This window comes from Clostridium sp. MCC353 (assembly GCF_018785315.1).
Classification (GTDB): Bacteria; Bacillota; Clostridia; order Lachnospirales; family Lachnospiraceae; genus CHH4-2.
Genome location: NZ_WQPN01000066.1, coordinates 148,319 through 171,129 on the forward strand (window position 1 = coordinate 148,319; position 22,811 = coordinate 171,129).

The 22,811-nt window shown below is 44.5% G+C and carries 19 protein-coding genes; 5 read left to right on the forward strand and 14 right to left on the reverse strand.

Features of this window, described 5'->3' with window-relative positions; all coding sequences use genetic code 11:
- Positions 1–196: 196 nt before the first annotated feature.
- The 6 genes from GPL15_RS13385 to GPL15_RS13410 all read right to left on the reverse strand — a co-directional run bounded on the left by GPL15_RS13385 (position 197) and on the right by GPL15_RS13410 (position 7,493).
- Complete coding sequence (locus GPL15_RS13385; RefSeq protein WP_215699178.1) at positions 197–1,087, reverse strand: LysR family transcriptional regulator; 891 nt, start codon at positions 1,085–1,087, stop codon at positions 197–199.
- Between the two features lie 106 nt (positions 1,088–1,193).
- Positions 1,194–2,057: a 3-isopropylmalate dehydrogenase gene (locus GPL15_RS13390; RefSeq protein ID WP_215699179.1), complete on the reverse strand. Its 864-nt coding sequence runs from the start codon at positions 2,055–2,057 to the stop codon at positions 1,194–1,196.
- 437 nt (positions 2,058–2,494) lie between these two features.
- On the reverse strand, positions 2,495–3,775 hold the full coding sequence (locus GPL15_RS13395) for an SLC13 family permease (RefSeq protein ID WP_215699180.1): 1,281 nt from the start codon (positions 3,773–3,775) through the stop codon (positions 2,495–2,497).
- Positions 3,776–3,832: 57 nt separating this feature from the next.
- Positions 3,833–5,392, reverse strand: a complete 1,560-nt coding sequence (locus GPL15_RS13400) for a serine hydrolase (protein ID WP_215699181.1) — start codon at positions 5,390–5,392, stop codon at positions 3,833–3,835.
- Positions 5,393–5,430: 38 nt separating this feature from the next.
- Complete coding sequence (locus tag GPL15_RS13405; RefSeq protein ID WP_215699182.1) at positions 5,431–6,243, reverse strand: MBL fold metallo-hydrolase; 813 nt, start codon at positions 6,241–6,243, stop codon at positions 5,431–5,433.
- Positions 6,244–6,260: 17 nt separating this feature from the next.
- Positions 6,261–7,493, reverse strand: coding sequence for an MFS transporter (locus tag GPL15_RS13410; protein ID WP_215699183.1), 1,233 nt, complete (start codon positions 7,491–7,493; stop codon positions 6,261–6,263).
- A gap of 334 nt (positions 7,494–7,827) precedes the next feature.
- Between GPL15_RS13410 and GPL15_RS13415 the strand changes: the two genes are divergently transcribed.
- The 4 genes from GPL15_RS13415 to GPL15_RS13430 all read left to right on the forward strand — a co-directional run bounded on the left by GPL15_RS13415 (position 7,828) and on the right by GPL15_RS13430 (position 10,630).
- Complete coding sequence (locus GPL15_RS13415) at positions 7,828–8,535, forward strand: GntR family transcriptional regulator (RefSeq protein ID WP_215699184.1); 708 nt, start codon at positions 7,828–7,830, stop codon at positions 8,533–8,535.
- A gap of 157 nt (positions 8,536–8,692) precedes the next feature.
- On the forward strand, positions 8,693–9,850 hold the full coding sequence (locus GPL15_RS13420; protein WP_215699185.1) for a zinc-ribbon domain-containing protein: 1,158 nt from the start codon (positions 8,693–8,695) through the stop codon (positions 9,848–9,850).
- 15 nt (positions 9,851–9,865) lie between these two features.
- A complete protein-coding gene (locus GPL15_RS13425) occupies positions 9,866–10,102 on the forward strand; it encodes a zinc ribbon domain-containing protein (RefSeq protein WP_215699186.1) in 237 nt (78 codons plus the stop codon).
- A gap of 27 nt (positions 10,103–10,129) precedes the next feature.
- Positions 10,130–10,630 carry a hypothetical protein gene (locus tag GPL15_RS13430; RefSeq protein ID WP_215699187.1) on the forward strand — a complete coding sequence of 167 codons (501 nt, stop codon included), beginning with the start codon at positions 10,130–10,132 and terminating at the stop codon, positions 10,628–10,630.
- 155 nt (positions 10,631–10,785) lie between these two features.
- Here GPL15_RS13430 and GPL15_RS13435 read toward each other — a convergent pair whose 3' ends face one another.
- The 8 genes from GPL15_RS13435 to GPL15_RS13470 form a co-directional block, all read right to left on the reverse strand.
- A complete protein-coding gene (locus tag GPL15_RS13435; protein ID WP_252198386.1) occupies positions 10,786–12,222 on the reverse strand; it encodes a sulfatase-like hydrolase/transferase in 1,437 nt (478 codons plus the stop codon).
- Positions 12,223–12,231: 9 nt separating this feature from the next.
- A complete protein-coding gene (locus GPL15_RS13440) occupies positions 12,232–13,506 on the reverse strand; it encodes a glycoside hydrolase family 28 protein (RefSeq protein ID WP_215699189.1) in 1,275 nt (424 codons plus the stop codon).
- 191 nt (positions 13,507–13,697) lie between these two features.
- A complete protein-coding gene (locus GPL15_RS13445; RefSeq protein ID WP_215699190.1) occupies positions 13,698–15,182 on the reverse strand; it encodes an extracellular solute-binding protein in 1,485 nt (494 codons plus the stop codon).
- A gap of 14 nt (positions 15,183–15,196) precedes the next feature.
- On the reverse strand, positions 15,197–16,078 hold the full coding sequence (locus tag GPL15_RS13450) for a carbohydrate ABC transporter permease (protein WP_215699191.1): 882 nt from the start codon (positions 16,076–16,078) through the stop codon (positions 15,197–15,199).
- Positions 16,075–17,007, reverse strand: a complete 933-nt coding sequence (locus tag GPL15_RS13455) for an ABC transporter permease subunit (protein WP_215699192.1) — start codon at positions 17,005–17,007, stop codon at positions 16,075–16,077. Before GPL15_RS13455 ends, GPL15_RS13450 begins: the two co-directional genes overlap by 4 nt.
- A gap of 167 nt (positions 17,008–17,174) precedes the next feature.
- Entirely contained in the window at positions 17,175–19,394 is a 2,220-nt protein-coding gene (locus tag GPL15_RS28025; protein WP_215699193.1) for an AraC family transcriptional regulator, read from the reverse strand.
- A gap of 45 nt (positions 19,395–19,439) precedes the next feature.
- Complete coding sequence (locus GPL15_RS13465; RefSeq protein ID WP_215699194.1) at positions 19,440–20,201, reverse strand: MBL fold metallo-hydrolase; 762 nt, start codon at positions 20,199–20,201, stop codon at positions 19,440–19,442.
- 24 nt (positions 20,202–20,225) lie between these two features.
- The gene (locus tag GPL15_RS13470; protein ID WP_215699195.1) at positions 20,226–20,777 is read right to left on the reverse strand and encodes a hypothetical protein; all 552 of its coding nucleotides are present in this window, start codon (positions 20,775–20,777) and stop codon (positions 20,226–20,228) included.
- 240 nt (positions 20,778–21,017) lie between these two features.
- Between GPL15_RS13470 and GPL15_RS13475 the strand changes: the two genes are divergently transcribed.
- Positions 21,018–22,685: a hypothetical protein gene (locus GPL15_RS13475; protein ID WP_215699196.1), complete on the forward strand. Its 1,668-nt coding sequence runs from the start codon at positions 21,018–21,020 to the stop codon at positions 22,683–22,685.
- Positions 22,686–22,811: the final 126 nt, after the last annotated feature.

A 22,811-nucleotide genomic window follows, 5' to 3' on the forward strand; every position in this document is an offset into this window, starting at 1 on the left:
TTATCCGTATTTAAGCGATCCCATAATTAGCAATACCTGTATAAAAAGGCATGTTTATTCCATTGGAAAAGCTTCCTCCGTAGAATAAAAATACAGCGGCCGCTGTATATGACGCATTGAGACAATTTGATAAAACTGTCTTTCTCCGTAATATACAGCAGCCGCTGCATTCCCCATCTTATCCTTTTTCCCATTTTTAATTGCTAAACAGATACATCATCCGCTCCTTATTTTTATCCACATAATCTAAAAAGCGGTCCACTACATAGAGCTTGGATGGCGGCGGTTCCTTTTTTACCACCACTGCCACATTAGCCGAGATATTGTCTTCCAATTCTAAAATGGCGCTTCCCGGTATAGCCTGGGCCAGCTCCCGAAGAAGAATCGCGCCTCCCTTCTGCTGCCTCACCATTACACCAATATTCCTCAAATCGTGGGTATTCACGATCAGTTTGGCCTGGATTCCCATAGACATAATAGCATTAGCCGCTTGTGTCGTGTGGCCATACAGCGGGTAAGACGCTATATCCGCATAACTGACTGTCTTTCTGCCCGCCAAAGGATGATTCTGGCTCACCACATAGACTACCTTGGTCTTCTTTAAATTGATGATCCTAAAAAGCCCTTCATCGGGATAATTTTTCGTAGAATTAAATACAACCACCGCCGCATCCATCTTCCCACTGTTCACTGATTCGATCAAATTATGCCTTTTATTATAGGCATTGCTCATCAATACGGTAATTTCCGGATAATCCGCAGAAAAGTCACTGAGAAAATCGAGCATAAAATAGGAGAGACTGGGATGAATTCCAAGAAGCAGCTGGGCATCCTTCTGCCTGTGCATCAGTTCCGGAAGTTCATCCACCTGCCTCAAAATATCCTTAACTCTTCCCAAAAAATAATTCCCGTCCGCTGTGAGTTCGATTCTCTGCTTAATGCGCTTAAAAAGCAGCACCCCCAGTTCCTCTTCCAGGTCACGAACCGCCTTCGACAGCGCAGGCTGGGACACATGCAGTTTTTCCGCTGCCCTGGTCATATTGCCGCCGCTATCACATATTTCCACAAAATATTTCAACTGTGTCAAACGCATTTTCTCCTCCCGTATGTGCTGATATCTGGTTCTTAAATAATAGCACATGTGAAGGAAAGGCAGCGGCATTTTCAGGTATTAAACTATAATAAATTTTATATTAAACTTCCGCCCCGCATTTACTCATATATTCTCTGGCCTTTTCCGGGGATATCTTAAATCTTCTTTGAAGCTTTTCACTGATGCGCTCTGCCGCCACTCCTTCTTTCATATTATCCAGAATCGTGGCCTGTATTGCTTCCGCTGTTGCTTCTTCCCTCGCCCGTTTTATCCCTTCTTCCAATTCATCCGCAAACAATTCCCTCAATGCATCACACATATTCTTTCCCTCCTCGTACAGATTTCTATTGGCCCGGATAATCATATCCATTACCGCCGCATACAAAGGATTCTTTTGTTTTCCTTCATATGCTCTTGCCAACGGTTCAATATCCTCTTCCATATTTAAATCATTTCTCAAACGGCTTAACCAGATATGTTCTTCTCTTGATAACTTCTTAGTTACGACTATCTGGATCGGAAACAGAAGACCTTCCATATAATAAATGCCGGGATACTCCTTGGTTATCGTTATACCATGGTTTTCGGTCAGAAAACGGATCGTTTTGTCTGGAAAGTGATTGCTTATCAGCGTAACGGTTAACTCATCCGGCCGTATCTCCATCACTTTCTCCGTATTCGACTGATAAAAACAGGCATATCCCATCACCTTATAAAAATCATTGACGCTTAAATAGTCTCCAGGGCTTTTATATTCTACCACATTATACTGCCTGAATATCCGTCCCAAACTCTTTTTAATCTTCCTTCCCGGCTCCAGTTTAATGATCAGAGTATCGATCTGAAGCGGTTTCTCGCTTAAATTATACTCCTTTAAAAACTGCAAAAACTCCCGGTCTTCCATCAATTCAATCTGCAGGGCCGCCTGAAATGCCGCATGCCACTGCAATGGTTTTTCATCCATATGGTATTCTCCTTTTATTATAATCAAAAACAGAGATGACTTCAATCGTGAAATTTCATCCCAAAAAACTTACGCATCGCAAAACCACTAATTTTTCAACTTGGATTTTATTGGCTGAAACGGCCAAATGACTGCAGTATCTTCCCGCAGATTTAGAATAAAGATAACTTGTTTTGATAGTATATCACCTATACAGAAACTTCTCAACTACTATTTTATTTAATAATTGTTGCATCTGCTATTTTCTATATTAATTGTTGCATTTGTTATATTGCTATATTCTCGCTGCATATGTCTATTAAAATTAATCTATAAATCCGTATAAACTAAAAGTGCAGCGCCCCATAAGTTAAAAAGCGCCACACTCAATATACTGCTATTTTTAATTACTCCTTCATCAGCTCAATCGTCCCTGATTTTCCTCCCCTTCCCATCCCTTATAAATAAAGCGGATAAAACACCGGAACCAGCGAAATAATGAGAATCCCCGCCACAATATCAAAGGGCAGCGAATACCTGACAAAATCCTTAAACCCATATCCATAACCAGTAACCATAGTCAGAGGAGTGCAGGACAGAGGTGTTGCCAGAGCCACCGAACTTCCCAATGTAATTCCCATGGCAAACGCATAGATATTGAGACCCAAACCGGGACAAACGCTGATGGCCATAGGAAGCACAATCAGCAGCGCCGTACTGTTGGTTAAAAATTCACTCAAAGCGATCACTAAAACCACCATTGACGCAAAAAGAAGGTATGGCGGAACATCTTTTCCTATCAGGTTAAAAAACAGGTCCCCGATCAACTGGCCGCCGCCGCTTTTATTTACCGCCTGCATGATTCCCAGACAGCCCGCCAGCTTTCCCACCGAACTCCAGCAGACACCTGACAATGCCTTTTTCTGTGAAATACAGCCTGTAATGATACAGGCTAACGCTGCCGACGCGCCCACAACCGCAATGGGAAATGGTTCTAAAAAGAACAGAATACCCATGATAATAAAGATGGTGAACACAATGCCCATCTTCCTTTTATCCACGAAAACAGCCGGCCCGTCACATCCGGCCCCTCCTTCCATATCTTCATTCTCCTGCCGGGACCAAATCCTCTTTCCCATGGGATAGCCAATTATCATCACATAAAGGACGAGAGCCAGAACCAGAATGGCGCCCATGGGGGCGTAGTCAAAAAAATCAAATCCTCTGCCCGCCGTTTCTTCTAAAACCCCCTGCGCCGTGATCTGGGGGGCGCTGCCGATCAACGTGCAAGCGCCTCCCACAACGCTGGCCATGGCGATGGGCATCATCAGGTTTCTCCGGTCTATTTTCCCCTCTTTAGCGGAAAGGTTATTGAGAACCGATATAAAAATTGCCAGCGTCGCAACATTGCTCATAAATGCACTGACAAGAGCACAGAGAACCAAAGATACCAGCAAAATCCTACGTTCACTGCCGCCTGACAGCCGCATAATGCAGCCGCCTATCAACTGGGCAGCTCCGGTTTCAAACATGGCCTGTCCCACAATCATCATGCTGATCACTAAAATAACAGAACTCGAAGCAAACTGGCCGAATACAGCCTCAAATGGCGCAATTCCAAACAGCACCATCAGCACACAGCCCAGAATAGCAGTTGTGGCCATAGGCAGCCGCTCTGTTACAAACAGTAAAATACAAATACCAAAAATTATCAGGCTGCATTGAGCTATGGAAAACAAGATTATTTCCCTCCTTCCCACCGGGCCTACCGCGTTTTTCCCACACCTTCGCCTTCATCACGTTGCTTTACAGCCTGCCAGTTCAATCACGCACTGATCCTTCGGCGCGATGGGCAGGTGGTAAAGATAAGGGATGATCGTAAGCCCTTCTGTTGAAAATGTACACGTATAGCGGATTGTAGACATCCTGGCGGCACTTCTCTGACAGAATACAAAGACATTTTCACCCGTCCAGGCTCCGCTCATCTTCACTGGATTTAATGGGTGTCCGTCAATCACATCCGGTCTGTAACCCCGAATCCGTTTGTGCAGGGAATCTTCAGGGCCGCTGATGATATACCCATTCCGGCTTTCCAGCCACTGTCCCTTTAATCCGATCTCTGCTGTCTGAGTTCTCTCCGGTCCGGATACTGACAGCGCCGCCCTGTCCTTTTTAAATGTAAATGCCACAGACTGAATACCGAAAGCATTTTCCTTCATCTGATATACAGTATTGGAAACCGCCCCGGCGGTCAGGCTTTCACTGCTTCCGGCAGGAGCCAGGTTAAAACTTACCAGTTCATGTTCAAGGCGCTTAACCCCCTCTTCCATCCGGGGATACTCCCGGTTGTAACAGTGAAGGTAGATAGTATTTTTAAAAATATCCATGATTTTGGCGGTTCTCGTATCATTGCACATCAACGCCACGGCCATGTTTTCCTCCGGGAAATACATGCCCTGATTGGTCCGTCCCCCGCTGAACCGCTTGCCTCCGAAATAATTTGGCGTCCCGTATAAACCGAACCCAAAACGTTTCAGATCGTGATCCTGTTTGATATCTTCTCCCGGTTTCAGCTGGTCTGCGGGCTTCTTAAAGTCCGCAGTGGGCACATTTCTCTTCCCCACCATGCGCACCAGTTCCCTATCCAAAAGCTGGCGGCCCTCCCAGGCCCCTTCCTGCAGATAAAAAAGGGAAAAGCGCAGCAAGCCTTCCGTCGTTAAGCACATCGTTGTCGGCTCAAGCTGCCCCAGCCATTGATAATCACATAAAATCTCAATCCCCAGCGGCTCCAGAAGGCGGGGCTTTAGAAATTCAGGTACATCCATTCCATAAACCTTTTTAATCACTTGGGCAATGATATGGGGAGCCCCATTATTATATACATACACTGTGCCCGGCTCATAGGTCAGCGGAATACGGAAAAAGCCCTGGATCCAGTTATCCGTTTCCCTCATTTCATAGAAAATATTGCGGTCATGGCCGGTTGCCATGTTCATCAGATCGTATAATGTCACTTTATCCATGCCGGGGGCCACATCCTCTGGCACTTCATCCGCAAAGATATCCACCAGCCTGTCGTCAAGCGTAATCTTTCCTTCCTGCACCGCAAACAAAATGGCAGTGGTCAAAATACCTTTGGCTGCGGAAAGGATTCTGTGATAATTATCCGCCTCATATGGTTTGGCGGCTTCTTTCAGCACACAATAACCATTTCTCACAATCTCCAGAGCGTGCACTTCCAGCCCCTCTTCTCTGACCTGTTTGAAAAAATCAGCTATGGCGCCGCTTGGAATTCCCTGTTGTTCCGGTGTGCTCACCGGAAACTGTCCATTGATTAACTTAGCAGTCTTATACATTAAAGCTTTCTCCTCTCTGTTGCTCTTTTTCATGATTTTTACAGGATTTCATATCCTATTTGATACCACCGGTAAGGTTCGGGGTTCAGCAGAACGGAGGCAGGATTTATTTTCCTGAGAGCCTGACCGGCCTGGTCCATATATTCGCTCAACACCCATCCGCCTTTTCGTTCCAGGTTTTCGTGATGGAACGGAAGCGTCACTGCCGCATGGTACTTGGAAAGCATTTGACCGTATTCCTCCGGCGGCTGTTGATTCGCAGTCTGGCGCAGCAGGATGTTCGGCGCCTTCTCCTTTGCTGTCTGAAATCCGTTTAACAGCGCGGATATGCCCGATGCCATCATGATCCGTGTGTTGTCTGAACAGGTGATCATAAAATCCAGACTTTCTATGTAGCCATACGCCTGTATCTCATCAAACCCATCCACCCCATAGATCCGCTTGGACGCTCCGCACAAATCCGAAGCCGGAAGTTCCGGTTTATTTAACAGGTTGTGTCTGGCTCTGCTGACCTCCAGCCGGAATTCCGGAAATATCAGTGTCTCCCCTGCGTTTACCGGATACATGCTGTCAAAAGGAAGATCAAATACCCGTATTAATTCCCTCATGGCAATGGAGCCGCCCACGATTTTTGAATGAAATCTTAATGTAAGCTCTTTTAAGTCAGAAATATGATCATAATGTGTATGTGTCAGAAGTATGTAATCGGCTCCTTCCATCTGATCCAAACAAAACTCCCCGGCTGGCACCTTTGGGGTTATAAAAGGATCCGTAACAATCGTAATTCCATTGGGAAGCTTTATTTCATAACATGCCGCATAAATCCACCGTATCTTTATTCCCCGATTCATAATCCACCTCGTTCCTGTTAATTTTCCCCTCTTGCCGCCTGTTCCTCTTCAGAACGGGCCAGCGCCTTCTTAATCACATGCTGTCCGTAAGTCAGATAATATACCAGCCCTGCCGCCACGCAGACGCCCGAAAATGCAAAACAAGCCGCATAGCTGATATGGTCACAGATCAGGCCCAGAATAGGAGAACAAACAAATCCGGTTAAATCCATGCACATAAACCAGGTGGCGGAGGCGGCCCCGCGCTCACTGGACGGCACTGAATTAAACACCTGGCTCTGCAGCGCAGGAAGGTACATGCCGATCCCCAGTGCCCACAACACACAGGAAACCACACAGACGGAAAAGCTGTTGCAGCCGATCAGCAGAAATTCCGCAACGGCGCACATTGCAAAAGACGGAGCCACAACCCATTTCGCCCCAAAACGGTCGGCAATAAATCCTCCCAGCAGACGGGTGATCGTGCTCAGCATTCCTGCTATGGCGATGGCAGTCGCAATATCGATTCCACGTTCTTCCATAAACACAACACGGTATATATTGTTGGCGTAATAACCGATCATGATGAAAAAGCTCAATACGCAAAGCGGCATGGCTTTTAATGAAATTCCGGAAAAAATGTTAATGGATTTTTTCTTTTTAATCTTAATTTCCTTGCCTTCATCAAATTTTACAAATAATGTGAGCAGAATAGGGATCAGCAGGACAAGCACCACCGACAAGTAAGCAGTTCTGAAACTGTATGTGGAGTATAACGTCATAGAAATCTTGGCTCCCCAAGAACTGACAAATTTAGGGAATGCTAAAAAAATTCCAAGGGCCATACCCATGCTCTTTTTATCCACTGCCGCCGTAATGGCCGCCGGCAAAGCCGTTCCCAACAATGCGAACGTAAATCCATGGATTCCTCTGCACAAAGCATACATATATACATTCCCGGTGAACGCATACATAACAGATACAATCATCTTCAGCACAAATGCGCCGATAATCACTGTCTTTTTATTCAGCTTATCCATTCCATAACCGGCAAACGGCCGTGCCAGAATCGTGGTGCCCGTATACAGCGACGCGCATATTCCAATGACAAATGCGCTGATGCCAAGTGATTTTGCCAATGGACTGACCGGGATTTTAATCATCTCACTGGTCAGTCCGTGGGCGGTCTGAATTAAAATAATTAAAATAAAATTCCGGTTCATCATGGGCAGAAGCCAATCTTTTAAAGACCATTTTTTAGTTTCCGTCATACGTTTGTCCCTCCTGTTTTCGCACTCCTCTTTTGTGCTGGTTTAAATATTGGATTTTGGTTATTGGATTTTGGATCCAAGTTAGCTTATATCTGTATGATAATCTATTTTGCACAAAATATCAAGTGAATTATTTTATTTTTTATATATTTTTATGTATTCAGCCAAATAATGTATCACTCATCTCTAAAATTGCAGTGGAATTTAGGATCCAAAATCCATATTTAAATTGATTTTTAATGGGAAATGGACTATGATAGACACAAGAATTTCAATTATTCGATGAATTAAAATTGAATGAAATATGAGAGAGAACGGAAAGCGAGGTAACTTTATGCCAACATTTGAAGAAAATCCTATGGTCAATGCCATTCAGGTTAAGCCCGTCCGGGAACAGATTATAGATTTGCTGCGGACTTTGATTTATAAAGGAGTTTATAAACCAGGCCAGGAACTGCGGCAGGAACTGCTGGCCCAGCAGCTGGGCGTTTCCCGGATGCCGGTCAGAGAGGCTCTTTTAGCTTTAGAAGCAGAAAACCTGGTGGAACTCCGTCCACACAGAGGCGCGGTTGTCATGGCCATTGATGAATCATTTATCACGGATTATTATGATATGAGAATCATGCTGGAAGGAGAGGCTGCTTACCTGGCCTGCCCTAACCTGACTGAGGAAGATGACCATTATCTGAACCGCCATCTGGAACAGGAAACCCAGGCTTTCGCAACACTGGATCATACCTCCCTGCGCAAATTCAACGCCGATTTACACCGTTTTATCTGGGAACACAGTCGGAACCAGCGGCTGATCAAAACAATGACCCAGTATTATAACATGTCCCCGTCTACCGTTTACAAACCGGTTATGAACCAGAATACCTATGCCCAAAATGTATTCAGTCAGCATAATGAGATCATCACCGAACTGCTCCGCCGGGACGCTGATGCCGCCCGGGACGCAATGCGCCATCATATAGATGCCTCAAAGCAGCGTACACTGGCTCTTTACCGGGTGCGGAAAGAGGAGGAGAAGGGCGGAGAATGACCGCTCATCCGCTCTGAAGTGTGTCTGAAAATTCATTACCACCAGGATATCAGGAGTATCACGCGCAGACTGTAATCTGAGTATATCGTTTTTCGAAAAAATATGATACAATCATTAAATAGAGTGCAAAAAAAGTTAATACCAGGGAGTAAGCATAATGATATGTCAGAAATGTAAAAAGGAGATACCAGACGGCAGCAGATTCTGTCCATATTGCGGAAAAACAATTGAACTGGAAGTTAATAATAATCCAACAAACTATAGCCAGTCGGCCAAAGCCAGGAAAAAAGCCAAGAAAATCACAATTATGGTGATATCCAGCCTAATAGTCATCACATCAGCAGCGTCTATATTTTATTATTTCAAAGTGTATGAAGGAGACTTTAAAGTTGAACAAGCCCAGGACACATTTGAAGTAGGGAGAAATCAGGAACTGCTCAAGACATTAAAATATGACACTAAAAGTATAAAGGATATCACCATAGCTGACGACGGAGGTTTTACGACTGGCCAAACCGGCGACTATACAGCAGTTTTTGATGTGATCAACAACAGAAGAAATCACCGCGACATCAGCTTTACTTACCATGTAGTCGATACGACAGCGCCTATCATCGACATTTCCAAAAATGAATTATTCATTGCCAAGGGTTCTTCCTTTGACTTAGAACAATATGCGACGGCCCAGGATGCCGGCGGCTCATGCACGATCAGTTATTCCGGAGATTTTGACCCTGACCGGGCCGGTATATATAACATTAGCGTATTTGCGTCAGACCCCAGCGGAAATGTGTCTGATAAAAAGAATATGACAATTACCGTTGAGGATCGCGATAACTGTGATATCCGCAATGCAAATTTTGGTGAATCCAGGGAGATAGTAAAACGGTATGAAACAAGTGAACTGGTTGCGGATGAGGATGAAATTCTTTTTTATAAAACAAGGTTTAACGATGTAGAAGCAAAGCTGATCTATTGGTTTAACAGTCAAGACCAGCTCTATGCAGTTGGATACCTGATGGGGGACGCCTTGTTAAACCATGAATTATTCATAAGCAGTTACGATGATTTGACAGCGCAGCTTGAAGAAAAATATGGTGCGCCAGACGAACATCAAAAAATTAATAACAGCGTGGCTATTAGCGAGGGCAGTGCGCTTTGGCTAGGATATTATGGAAGGCAGGATGAGTGGTATCTCGACAACATGAGTATCAGAACTTTATTAATGTCCAGTGAGACAAATAAGATTACATTTAATTGTATCTTTTTCTCGAAAGTCTATCAGGCTGATGAAAAGCCGGCAGCGGATTATTAGGGAGGTTGGGGAAACATGATTTGTCCGAATTGCGGTACAGAATTATCGAACGATATGAGATTTTGCAATCAATGCGGAAGCCCGATCCGCCCAAATGCGAAAAAGAAAAAAGGAAAGTATATATTTCTGCTTGTTCTATGTCTGGTGACAGCCGGTGCAGGGGCTTTTGGGTATTATACCCGGTATGTAAAGCCGGTTCAGAAGTCACAGGAATCTTTTGATCAGGCACATATGTACGAAATTCAATGCTAATACACTGAGGCATTCCACTACTATTCCATGGTAATACCGGAAGATGATGAAAATTATATAAACGCCCAGAAAAAAATTGCCGAATTAAATACCCTTTTTGATGCAAATAAAATGGCCGCCACCGGTTTTATAGTCTTAGAACAAGCGGGCTACGTCCGTGAACCTTCAGAACTGACAGATATTAAGGTCAATGTGGAGATGAGGAAAATGACCTGCCGCATTGACGGTATTGGCTTTGTGATATCCCGGGAAAACCTCAATGATGTTAACTATCACCCATCCAAAAAATCGGATACAGATGATTATTATATTACAGAATATAAAGCCCCCTTTGTAGAAAATGGTTTTCTTACCGCAGATATGAATTTTATTCTACAGGATACAAGTGAGGCGTATTTTAATCTTGAAGAATTGTATACCAATGGAGAACTCGTGAAAGATGCGCTGTTGGCGGATTTTATTGACCTTTATAAAGAAACAGGGAATTTACCATCGTTTTCCGGTAGTGATTCTAAAGAGATAAAATAGACAGCCCGCAGAATCCGTCCTTTGAAGCTCTCAGAGAGCACTGTTAATACTGCAGAACGAATGCTGTAATATCTCCAAAAATTGACCTTTAGCCGATAGAACCGGAAATTATAATATCCGGTTCTATCGGCCAAAAGCCACACATTTAAAGTCTGTCAGCCCACAGGCGGCGGCCAGTGATACCCCCTCTGGTTATAAAGTCCATAATCCGGCCTCTTTCTTTCCTCCCGGATCTCCATGCCCACCAGCTGGCCATCTTTGATCCAATTCAAATCCTCTCCATAAAGTTCCTTTATTAAAATAGACTTCAATTTATCCAGTACCTCTCTATACTCCGGATTCTCCGACAAATCACACTGCTCTTTCCTGTCATTTTTCAGATCAAAGAGCTGAGTCACATTCCCATAAGAATAATAGATCAGCTTATATTGCCCATCCACGATCATTCTTGTGGCTTTGACTCCTTCGCTGACTTCGCCGTAAAGGTATTCCCTCTCTATACCGGACATCAGAGAACGCCCGTCCATACCTTTAGGCTCAGGAATCCGGCAGATATCCAAAAGAGTGGGCATTAAATCGGCCTGGCCGCCTAATTTCGTTATCACTCTGCCCACATCCTTGTATCGGTCCTGAACCGGCCGGCCGGATATGACGAGAGGTACGCAGGAGGAATTTTCATACATGCACCGTTTCGCCACCAAATGATGGTCAAACAGCATGTCCCCATGATCGCTTGTAAACACAATAATTGTATTTTCCAGCAGTCCGCACTCCCTCAGCGTCCCGATCAGCAGTCGGATCTGGAAATCAATATGGGTGCACTGGGCATAGAACGCCCGTCTCGCTCGGATCATCTCTTTTCTGGAATACGCCTGTTCCGGTTCGGACAGGATTTTGCAGATTTCTTCTTTCTCCTCCCAGTTTCCATAACAAGGTTCATCAATTTCATTCTCATCATACATATCCAAATAGACCTGCAGGGGAACCAGAGGCGGATGAGGAAACTGGTAAGAGAGATAGAAAAATGCCGGGCGGGTGGGATCTTTTCTTTTAATCAGCTTCATCATCTCTTTTGTGGCCCAATTGGTAGGATGGGCTTCTTCCGTCAGATGCCAGGGCCTTGTGTAGTAATTATTATTGCCCATGCCGTGCAGAAATTCCTGGCCGGCAAAACCATTTTCTCCAAGCCAGATCTGGTAATCATCCACCGCCCCGATTTCATACCGCCCCTCTTCCTGTAAAATGACATCGTCAAAGCCGATTCGGTTCCTTTGAGGATAAACATGCAGTTTTCCCACCCCATAGGCCTGATAACCGGCATTCCGGAACGCCTGGGCCAGAGTGGTGCAGTCCGGCATCTCCATATGGTCTGAATACACCCGGTCGCCGTGGCTTTTCGGGCACAGGCCCGTCATCATGGTTCTTCTGGCCGGAATACAGACCGGACACTCGCTGTAATAATTCGTAAACCGCAGTCCATTTTCCGCCAGATAATCCAAAGTCGGCGTCATAAGGACTTTATGCCCTGCACATCCCATAAAGGAAGAAGCCCAGTGGTCTGTGCATATCATCAATACATTCGTTTTCTCCATCATTTCTCCTTAACTCAGCTCATATTCAGCCGTATTATCTCCGTCAACAGGCCGCCCACTACAGTTTTTTACAGTTACCCGGTGCAGTTTTACTCCTTTTACATTTCTCAGGAAAAATCCTTTTCCCTTCATCGGTTCCATACTGGTCATCATCGCGGGCATTCCTGCGGTTCCTTCTTTGTCCATACTGACGGTGCAGTCGGAAAGTGTGATGTTTTCAGCCGCTTTTTCGCTGAGGCCGTAGAAGAAGCCCGCCGCGGCCGCGGCCCGGTATACGGACACATGGCTGATTGAAATATCCCTGATTTCCGGTGTCGAATTGTCGACCGGATAGGGCGATTTATCCCAGACATATTTTTCCTTTCCTTTTTCACCGCAGCAGTAATAGAAATTAATGATAAATGGGCAGACCACGCGGTCCATAATGATATTTTGGACTCTGACCTGTTCGATCACACCTCCCCTTTTTCTCCGGGTTTTCAGGCGGATTCCCCGGTCTGTGTCCTGAAATACACAGTCCGACACCACCACATTGCGCACGTCTCCGCTCATCTCGCTTCCGATCACGATTCCGCCGTGTCCGTGAACCATATGGCAGCTGCTGATTATGATATTTTCACAGGGCATGGGATTTTCGGAATCTTCCGTTCCCGATTTTATGGCAATGCAGTCGTCCCCCACGTCTATGACGCAGTTTACGATTCTCACATTTTTGCTGCTGTTTGGGTTGATTCCGTCCGTATTGGGAGAATCATAGGGGTTTTTGATATTTACGCCCTGAATCAGGACATTTTCACAGGCAAAGGGATGGATCGTCCAGGCCGGGGAGTTGATCAGGGTGACATGTTCAACCCGGACATTGCGGCATCGGTTAAAACATATGGTATGAGGCCGCCGGAGCGAATTTGCCCTCAGTTCATTTTTTAACATCCACCATGTTTCTCCATGTCCGTTGATGGTCCCTGAACCTGTAACAGCCACATTCTCCGCATTTTCCGCATAGATCAAAGGGGTAAACATCTTCATGGGTTTTCCAATATAGGGAATCAGGATTGTATCATATTTTTCCCGGTCATCATAATAATGAAGGACCGCTCCCGCCTCCAAATGCAGGGTAATATTGCTCTTTAAGACGATGGAACAGGTTTGATACTCTCCCGCGGGTACATAGAGGGTTCCGCCGCCGTTCTCTTCCAGCTTCTCCACCGCATTTTCAAATGCTTTCGTCCAACCTTTTTCCTCATTCACATACTGTTCGAATTCTTTAATGCTGCAAAAAGCCATTTCATTTCTCCTGTCTGTTTGATTTTTCTTTCCGCCTGCAGGTTTTGTTTCATTGCTGTACACGGATTATTTAATATTATAAAGGTAGCATTTTACAAAGAAACTGTAAATTGACAGTATCTATTTCTTGTGTCATTTTTTTACTAGTTCTGCATTTACCCGGGAATCCTAGCAGAAAACTGTTCGTTTTCTCACCCTGCATTCATCTCCTCTTCCACTTTCTCCACATTCAGGCGGGCGGAATCCTCTTTATATTTCTGGAGGCCCTCCTCCACGGTCAATTCTCCTAACATCACTTTGGCGACGATTTCCTGTTTCAGCATGGTAAGTTCTGCACTTACTTTGGTGTAAGTTTCCGAGACGGGATAGAGAGGATTCTGCCTGCAGTATGTATCCCCGATTTTCAGGGAGGAATCAATCATATCATTCTCAGGATTTTTCTTATCCGCAAGAGCCAGAGGAGAAATCGGCCTTCTGGGATCGATCCAGCACTTTTTCAGGTCTTCCTTGGGGTTTGACAGGTTGGGCAGCGGCTTTACATATTCCCCGTCCTGTTCCCAATGAACGCCCTCCACTCCGCTTTGGAACAGAATCTGGCCTTCCTGTCCGTCATGCATATAGGCGATGAAATAATTAAATACAGCTTCAATCTCTTCCGGGCTTAATTTAGAAGAAATGCAGTACAGCTTCATTCCCATATACTGGTATTCAGCTCCTTCAATTGGAGGAATCGCTATTACCTCTGCCTCCGGAACATTCATCTTTACCCTTTCTTCAAGCTGCTGCCCCCATCTTCCGCCCTGATAGTTAAAAACACCCACAGAGCCAACATACCATTGGTCACGGCAGTTTGCCGTAGTATTGGTGATCACTTCACTGTCCAGAAGCCCTTCTGCATAAACCTCTCTTAAATTCGTAAGGGCGGCTTCCATATTGGGCTCCCCCATTCCATCCACCCATTTTCCATCTTTTTTAACAAAGTTAGGGTTGGCTCCCTGGCAGAATTCAGGGAAGAACTTGGCTAACTCCGTTGAAATTCCTGTCATGGGAACGGTGCATTCCGGTATTTCATTTTTAAATCTACGGAGCATTTCCACAAATTCCTCATAGGTGTCCGGAACCTCCATTTCCAGACGGTCCAGCCAGTCTTTCCTCACATATGTGACCGATGGAGTGGGCTTTTCTGCCGGAACGCCGTAGATTCTTCCATTTAAACGGATAGAGTCCCAGATAGCCGGATCTGTTTTATCATAAAAATCTGATTTTTCCACCAGTTCGGTGATATCCGCCACCGCATTTTGCTTTGCATAGACCGCCACCTTGTCAGTGGAAAGGTCAAAAACATCCGGCACCGTATTAGATGCAAACGCCAGTTCCAGAATCTGGGAGTACTCATTATTAGCCACCCGGTCCAAGGTCATCTCAATGCCCGTTTTCTTTTCAAACTCCTCCACCCATTGGGTGGTTCCCTCTTCTTCCAAAAGCCCGTCGTGTACCATCCAGCGGATGCTTTCAGGCTTTTTAACTTCTGCCATCTCATCCTGCCGGCTGCTTTCAGTTTTTTCATTGGCTTTATTCTTTGTTTCACCGGTATTTTTTCCGGACGAACCGCACCCCGCCAGCAAAACAGCAGACAAAAGTACCGATACCCAAACCATAATCCTGTTTTTCTTCATACGAAAACTCCTCCTTATCCTTTCACAGCTCCCACCGTCACCCCTTTTGTGAAATACTTCTGTACAAACGGATAGATCAGTAAAAATGGGAACACCACAACGATTACAACTGCTGATTTTAACATTTCCTGGGACATGGACAGCGTGGACGTGGCCCCGGAAATTCCGTCATTTAAAATTAAATCCCTGATTTTAACCTGGAAATTCTTCCATTTCGGATCAGTGATATAGAGAATGAAATGCATGTATTCATTCCACAGTTTTACTGCGATGAAAAGTCCTATGGACGCCAGCGCCGGTTTTGATAAGGGCAGCACAATTTTTGTGAATATATTCATAGGGGAACAGCCGTCCAATTCAGCCGCTTCAAACAGCGATTGTGGGATGGTTGCAAAAAAACTTTTCATCAATATGATATTGTAGGCGTTCAGGCTGCATGGAATGATCACAGCCAACAGGTTATTCATCAGCCCTAAGTTCCTGACCGTCAAATAAGTGGGAATCAGCCCCCCATTAAACAGCATGGTGAACAGAATCAGGCTGGTCATCATCCTTCTTCCTGGCATATTTTTTTGAATGATCACATAGGCGCCCAGGGTAGTCAGAATCAGTCCCGTTCCGCATCCTATTATTGTAGTAAACACCGAAACGAAAAAAGGCCGGTATAAAGTCGATTTGGTTAAAATCATATGGTATGCGGAAAAACTCCATTGTTTGGGCCACAGCCGTATTCCTGCACTGCTTGGATCTACGGAATCCACAAATACTTTCAGCAGAGGGAGCAGCATGGCCGCCATAAATGCGGTCAAAAAACAGCCGTTAAAAATAACAAACAGCGTTCTGGCCCTGTGTTCCTTTTTTAAAGATAGTTTTTCACCTGTTTTTGCCGCCGTCATAAAATCCCCTCTCCATTAATTTTTTTGCTGGCCCGGTCAGCCACGGTCACCAAAATGACCGAAACCACCGATTTAAAAAGACCGGCCGCTGTGGACAGGCCGTAATCCGCGCTGGTAATTCCCATACGGTATACATAGGTTCCGATTACATCGGAAACATTGATCACCATGGGATTCTGAAGTACCCAGACCGAATCAAACAAGTTCATTACCTTAGCCAGGTTTAATATGAAAACAACCAGAATGGTGCCTGCTATGGCTGGGAGCGTAATATAGAAGATCCGCTGTATTCTGGAAGCTCCGTCAATTTCAGCCGCCTCATGCATCTCCTGGTCCACACCGGCCAGGGCTGCGATGAAGATAATGGTTCCCCATCCGGTTTCCTTCCACCGGTTTACAATGTAGAAGATAGGCCGCCACCATGTTTCACTGGCTAAAAAATACACCGGTTTTCCGCCGAAACTCTCGATAATCTGATTTACAATTCCCGTTTTCGGCGATAAAAACATCACAAAAATTGACGCCACCACAACCCATGACATGAAATGGGGAATATAAACAACCGCTTGGACAACCATTCTGAACCTTGTGGACTTCACTTCATCGATCAACAGGGCCAGACCGACGCTGAACACCAGGCTCAGAACCAGATTGACCAGACTTATTTCCAGCGTATTGCGAAACGCCGTCCAAAAGGCGGGGCTTCCAAATAATATCCGGAAATTTTCAAACCCTACAAACACCGGACTGCTAAAGGGTGTATATTCGGTAAAAGAATAGCAGATACCGGCCATTGGAATATAATTAAAAATAAAGAATGAAATCATCACCGGCAAAAACATAATATAAAACCATCGGAACCGGTAAATCTGTATCCACAGTTCCTTCTGTTTTCCCGGCGGTCCTTTCTTCCGTTTTACCTGAAACATCCGAATCCTCCGTCCCTCAAATGAGCCTTTATTTTGGCGCGCCTTTTCATTTGATGAAACCAGCTTACCACATCCTTTTTTCACAAATAAGCGGCAAATCTTCATTCTGAAAAAATGTATCCCAAAAAAGGAACCATTTTAAAGAATTCTTCAAAATGGTTCCTTTCTTAATTCCTAGCCTCTTTCGGGCTCATGTTTTTCACCCGTTTAAATGCACGTCTGAATGACTGTACGCTGTTATATCCAACCTTCTGTGCAATTTCATTGATCGTCATTTTCTCATTTTTCAAAAGCTCACAGGCCTGGTCGATGCGGATTTTTTCCAGATAATCAGCAAAATTCGTTCCCGTCTGCTCCTTAAATACGGAAGAGAGATAGCCTTCGGAAATCCTGAATACCGCGCCAATTTTCGCAAGTCCCATGCCGGAATCCATATAGTTTTCATGGAGGTACAGGATGATGTTGTCGATCATATTTTTCCTCTGCCGGTTCTTTTTCTCCGCCATGCCAGCGCCTGTCTGGTGGCATATTTTTCTGAGGCGATTAAAATATTCAGCCACATTTCCTTCCGACGTGATCACAGCCTCATTCAGCCAAAGGACCCAGTCATTGGCATTATCATTTTCCCCGGAAAATTCCGACATCAGTTCCAGTACTTTTCTGTTGAATTTAATGAGTACCGGCCGGTTCCACCTTCTTTTTTCAAAATTCTCCTTTTCAAGAAACCTGATAATTTCATCGATCTCCACAAGATTTCCGGTTTTTATACAAGTCAAAAGCCTGTCTGAAATGATATCCGGAAAATAAAGCTGATTTTTGTTCTCCAGATCGATGCTGTATTCCAGAATACAGTTTTCTCCGTCCGTATGTTTCAGCGCAGTCCTGGATTCTTCCGCCGCTTTCCAAAGATAGAATAAATGATCGCAGACAGAACTGATTCCCCAGTTGGTTTCCACTCGGTATTCCCGCAGAATATTTTCCCTGATCCGTCCTATCTCCGCCCGCTCTTCTTCCGCCGTCTTCAGAGTTGCCAAAATTGCCACCATATCCCGGTAATCCCATTTGTAAAACCAGATTTTGTCCCCATATCTGGAGACTAACTGTTTCTGTATCAAATGGGAGATGATTCTCACTTCATTCAGCGTCTGCTCGTCTGTCTGACTGAAATCATCATTTTGGAATATCCCAAAAGAGATGACAAGATAAGCAGTCCCCTCTGCCAGCAGCCCCTCTCGTTGAGCCTTTGCCAGTATCTGCTGTTCGCTGGCAAATTCCGCTTTGATTAAATCGTGAAAAAATGCCTTTTTCACCGATTCTTTGTCCTGTTCCGCCTCTTCCATCAGATCCTGGTGATCCTTCAGTATGCCGGTAACCACCTCTCCCAGAGCCGAATATTTTTCCGGTCCTTTGCCGAAGGCGGACATGATCTTTATAGTTTCATTGATGGGCTTACCTTTTCTAAAAGCCAGATACAGAGATATCAAAATTCCAACCGCCAAGGTAATTCCAGCCAGCAGAAATTCAAAGTTCTTGAGTTCCGACAGCTTTATCAGCGCCTGTTTTTCAGGAACCGCCAAACTATAATTCCAACCCGATTTTGGAGAAGATATCTGGATAATGCTGGTTCCGTTATGTTTCAGATAGCCGCCATTAATGGCAGTCTCATTCAAATCTTCATATTGTATGGCATCTCCGAAGGACCATATGAGGTCATTATTCCTGTCACAGATGATGATAGAATAGTTGTCCGCATTATAAATCCGGGAAAAATCCAGAATCTTCTTTAATTCAGCGGATTTCAGCCTGAAAACCAGAACCCCCTGATTCTCCCCTGTAAGGGACTGGGAAAACGGCATCACATATTCTATGGTGTCATGGCTTTTTTGAAAGCCGGGAATCCGCCTTACAGGATCTACGGTTTTGCTCTTCCAACCATCCAGGGAACTCCCCCAGGCGTTCAGATATTTTTCAAAGATTTCCGGCCTGTACAAGGTGCTCTGGTATAAAATCAAATCCTTACCCTGAAAATACAGATAATGATCGCCTAAAAGGTCAATGCTTTGATAGTGCATCATGTTATAATATTCATCAATCACCTTTAGAGCCGGCATAACATACTGTTTATCTTCTTTTTGAAATTGAGCGAATTCCTGAATCCGGGCATTCTGCGACATCTGCAGCGCCAGACTTTGGATCTCTTCCAACTGGCTTTCTATTATGTTAACACTGTTCTGCAGGACGCTGATATGGGAATTTTCTATATCTTTTTCCACAATTTCAAAAGCTCTTTGAAAGCCATAGCTCAATATGAGCAAGGGAATGGTCAATATTAATATATAGGAGATCAAAAACTGTATGATGAAATTTTTCTTATAAGATGTTTTCACGTTTTTTTCCCCCGTTAGGCAGTTTATCCGGCTTCTAGCAGCAACCTACAGCCACACCGCCCAGTCCCCATAATCAAAAGTTCCGCTCCCATGGCACAGTTTTCCTTCCCTGTCCAGTTCCCGGAATGCATCCCGCATCCGCCCGAGAATCTCCGGCTGGATATCCAGGGTATGGTGTGCGGGAAACACTCTTTTAACCGGCAGTGCGGATACCTTTTCCAGCGAGCTGAGATAAGCCTGGGGATCTGTAGAAGGATAGTAAGCGAACAGCGTATCCTTATAAACCAGATCCCCAGTGAACAAATATCCCCTCTCCTGTTCCCAAAAGCACATATGGCCCGGTGAATGCCCCGGCGTATGCAGAACTTGTACGCTGCGGCCTCCAAGCTCAATCACGTCTCCGTCCTTCAAAATCCCGGAAGGCATCCCCTGAAAAAATTGATAGGTATTTACATCATATCCTTCAGGCAGATCACAGCGGTCCACCACCATGCTTTTGATGGTTTCCATGGACAGAGGAAATTCCCCGTTCAGCCAATTCAATTCCTGCTCATGAGCGTAAAAATCAGGAAAATACTGATGGCCCCCGATATGATCCCAATGGATATGGGTTGCCGCGGCTGCAATCGGCTGATCCGTCAGCCTGGAGACCTCTTCATAAATATTGCAGATTCCAAGGCCTGTATCAATGAGCAGGCTGCGCTCGGAGCCGTTTAACAGGTAACAATGGGTTTCCTCCCAGTGGCGGTATTCGCTGATTATATAAGTATTCGGATCTATCTGATCTAAGGTAAACCAGTCATTCATCCTTTAATCTCCTCATCTATTTTTTTATTCCCCAGTAAACGTTTCATTAAATGCATCTTCATAGTCAGTAACCGACTGTATAAAACCGGAAAAATCCTGATTATAAGTTTTTGTCAAATACATCCTGATTGGATTTCTAACCACTTCAGATTTTCCGTTCTTATAGACAACCACACAGTCCAATACACCGCTGTCCATATAATAAGGCGCGGTCCTCAAATGATTGGAAAACAGAACAAACTCAACGATATAGTCCACATTTTTAAATTCTTCTGTAGTTGTATTGGCTTTAATCTTAACGAGCCTTGTATTCTTAATCTCCACATACCGGTCCTCGGTTTCTTCATAGGCATATTTATCGTAATTTTCTTTCCAGGCTTTTTTTATCTCTTTAACGGCTGACCGGACTTTTGACAGTTCCTTTTTATCCGGTTTTCTCTTTATATTCTCATACCGGCCGTTCTCGGCATATGACGTCACCATAAAATGCCGGGATAAAACTGCCGGCATATGGGTTCCTGCAAAGAAAAATAAAACGGCAAAAACAAGTGCAGTATACTTCAAATATTTTTTCATGTTCATCCTCCGTCCCCCATCCATTCTTTATTATTGTACCGCTTATGAGACCTTTTGGCAAAGCTAACATTTTTACCCGGTAAATCATTGTAAAACAATTTCATTTCTCCTCGCAGAAACAATTTCATTTCCCTTCTCCGCCGCTGGACAATCCATATCCTAACGTCTATAATAAAGTTCAAATAAAAGGAAAGAAGTCCCCATCACAGGACCGGCCACATCACCAGAACAGGAGAATCTATGCAGTCAAAACTATTTTTGCTTTTTGCCGCCTTTTTTATCATTTTCACCCTCATTTCAAGCAAACGAAGCAGTTCCCAAAAGAGAAAAGAGCGCAGGGAAGCGGTAATCCAATCTTTTGGCCTTAAACCGGAAAACCAGTCTTTCGAGAGGGATTTGATCGAAAAGGACTGGGAGTTTGCATCGTCAAAAATTGCATCCGGCAGTCAAATCGACGATATCACATGGGATGATCTGGAAATGGACCAAATTTACTGCCAGCTCAATAACTGCAAATCCTTTGCAGGCGACCAGATTTTGTACTCCACTTTACATAGAATTGGCGTTCAGGGAGATTCTTTCCGGTCATTTCAGCAGAAAATTGATTTTTTTCATTCCCATCCGGACGAAAGAAATTCCATATGGTGCATTATTTCGGATTTAGGCAGGAATAATGACAGTTATTTTATTCCTGCCTATCTCAATAATTTAGAAACTTTTAAGATTCCTCACATTGAATATTACCGCTTTATGAGGCTTCTGCTGTTTTTATCCGTTCTCCCGGCAATTGTAAAATTGAATTACATTTACCTGGGCTTTACCTGCTTTGTGGCCCTGATCAATATGGTCATCTACTCATTGCAGAAGAACCGATATGAAATGTATCTGAATATGCTGGGCAGCGTTCTCGGAATCATGAAAACCGCCCGGCAGATTGCAGATACAGACACATTGGACTACGAGAATGAGTTTCACGATATAAAAGATAGTTTATCCGTTTTCCGCAAGTTACTGCTGAAAATCGGCAAGCTTCAGCTCAGAGCGTCTTCCAATTTGTCGGGCGACCTGTTAACAATGGTGGAATCCTCTACGTTCGGTGTGACCTTATGGGATTTCATCCAATATGATAAGGTGATGAACTATCTCATCGGACATCAGACAGAATTGATGGGGCTGTATCAGAGAATCGGAGAAATCGATGCGGCAATTTCTGCTGCCTCTTTCCGCGCCTCCCTTCCGTTCTGGTGTACGCCGGAATTTTGTGAGAATAATACAATCACGGCCAAAGATATTTATCATCCTCTGGTCAGTGATCCCGTGTGCAATTCGGCCGTTATAGAAAATGGATGTATCATTACCGGCTCCAACGCTTCCGGCAAATCCACATTTATCAAAGCTCTGGCAATCAATGCCCTGCTGGCTCAAAGCATTCATACCTGTATGGCCAAACGCTTCATCCTGCCCCGCTCTACGGTCATCACCTCTATGGCGGTCAGGGATAATGTGGCTTCCGGAGACAGCTATTATATACGGGAAATCAAGTATCTCAAAAGAATCATCCAGGCGCTGAATGACGAAAAACCGGTTTTATGCATCATTGATGAAATATTGAGGGGCACCAACACTCAGGAACGACTGGCCGCATCAGCCGCGATTATGAAATACCTGCATAAAAGAAACTGCATTGCCATAGTCGCAACACATGATATAGAATTGACCGAAATGTTAAAAAGCTATTATGATAACTACCATTTTACAGAACATATAGAGGATCATGAAATCTCATTTGAATATAAAATCCATTCCGGCCCCGCTGTTTCCAAAAATGCTCTGAAGCTGTTAGCCTATATGGATTTCCCGGCAGAGATTCTGGAGGAGGCGGAGCAGATGACTTTGTTAAATTCATAAATCCAGGCAGTATGCAAAAAAAATATGCATTTCGGGGAAATCTTTGTTTAACGAGTTGGCAGGAGTGACGCCATGAAGACGGGGAATCTGGGGCAGGCGGCCGTGGATGAGAGGAATTGGGGGTCG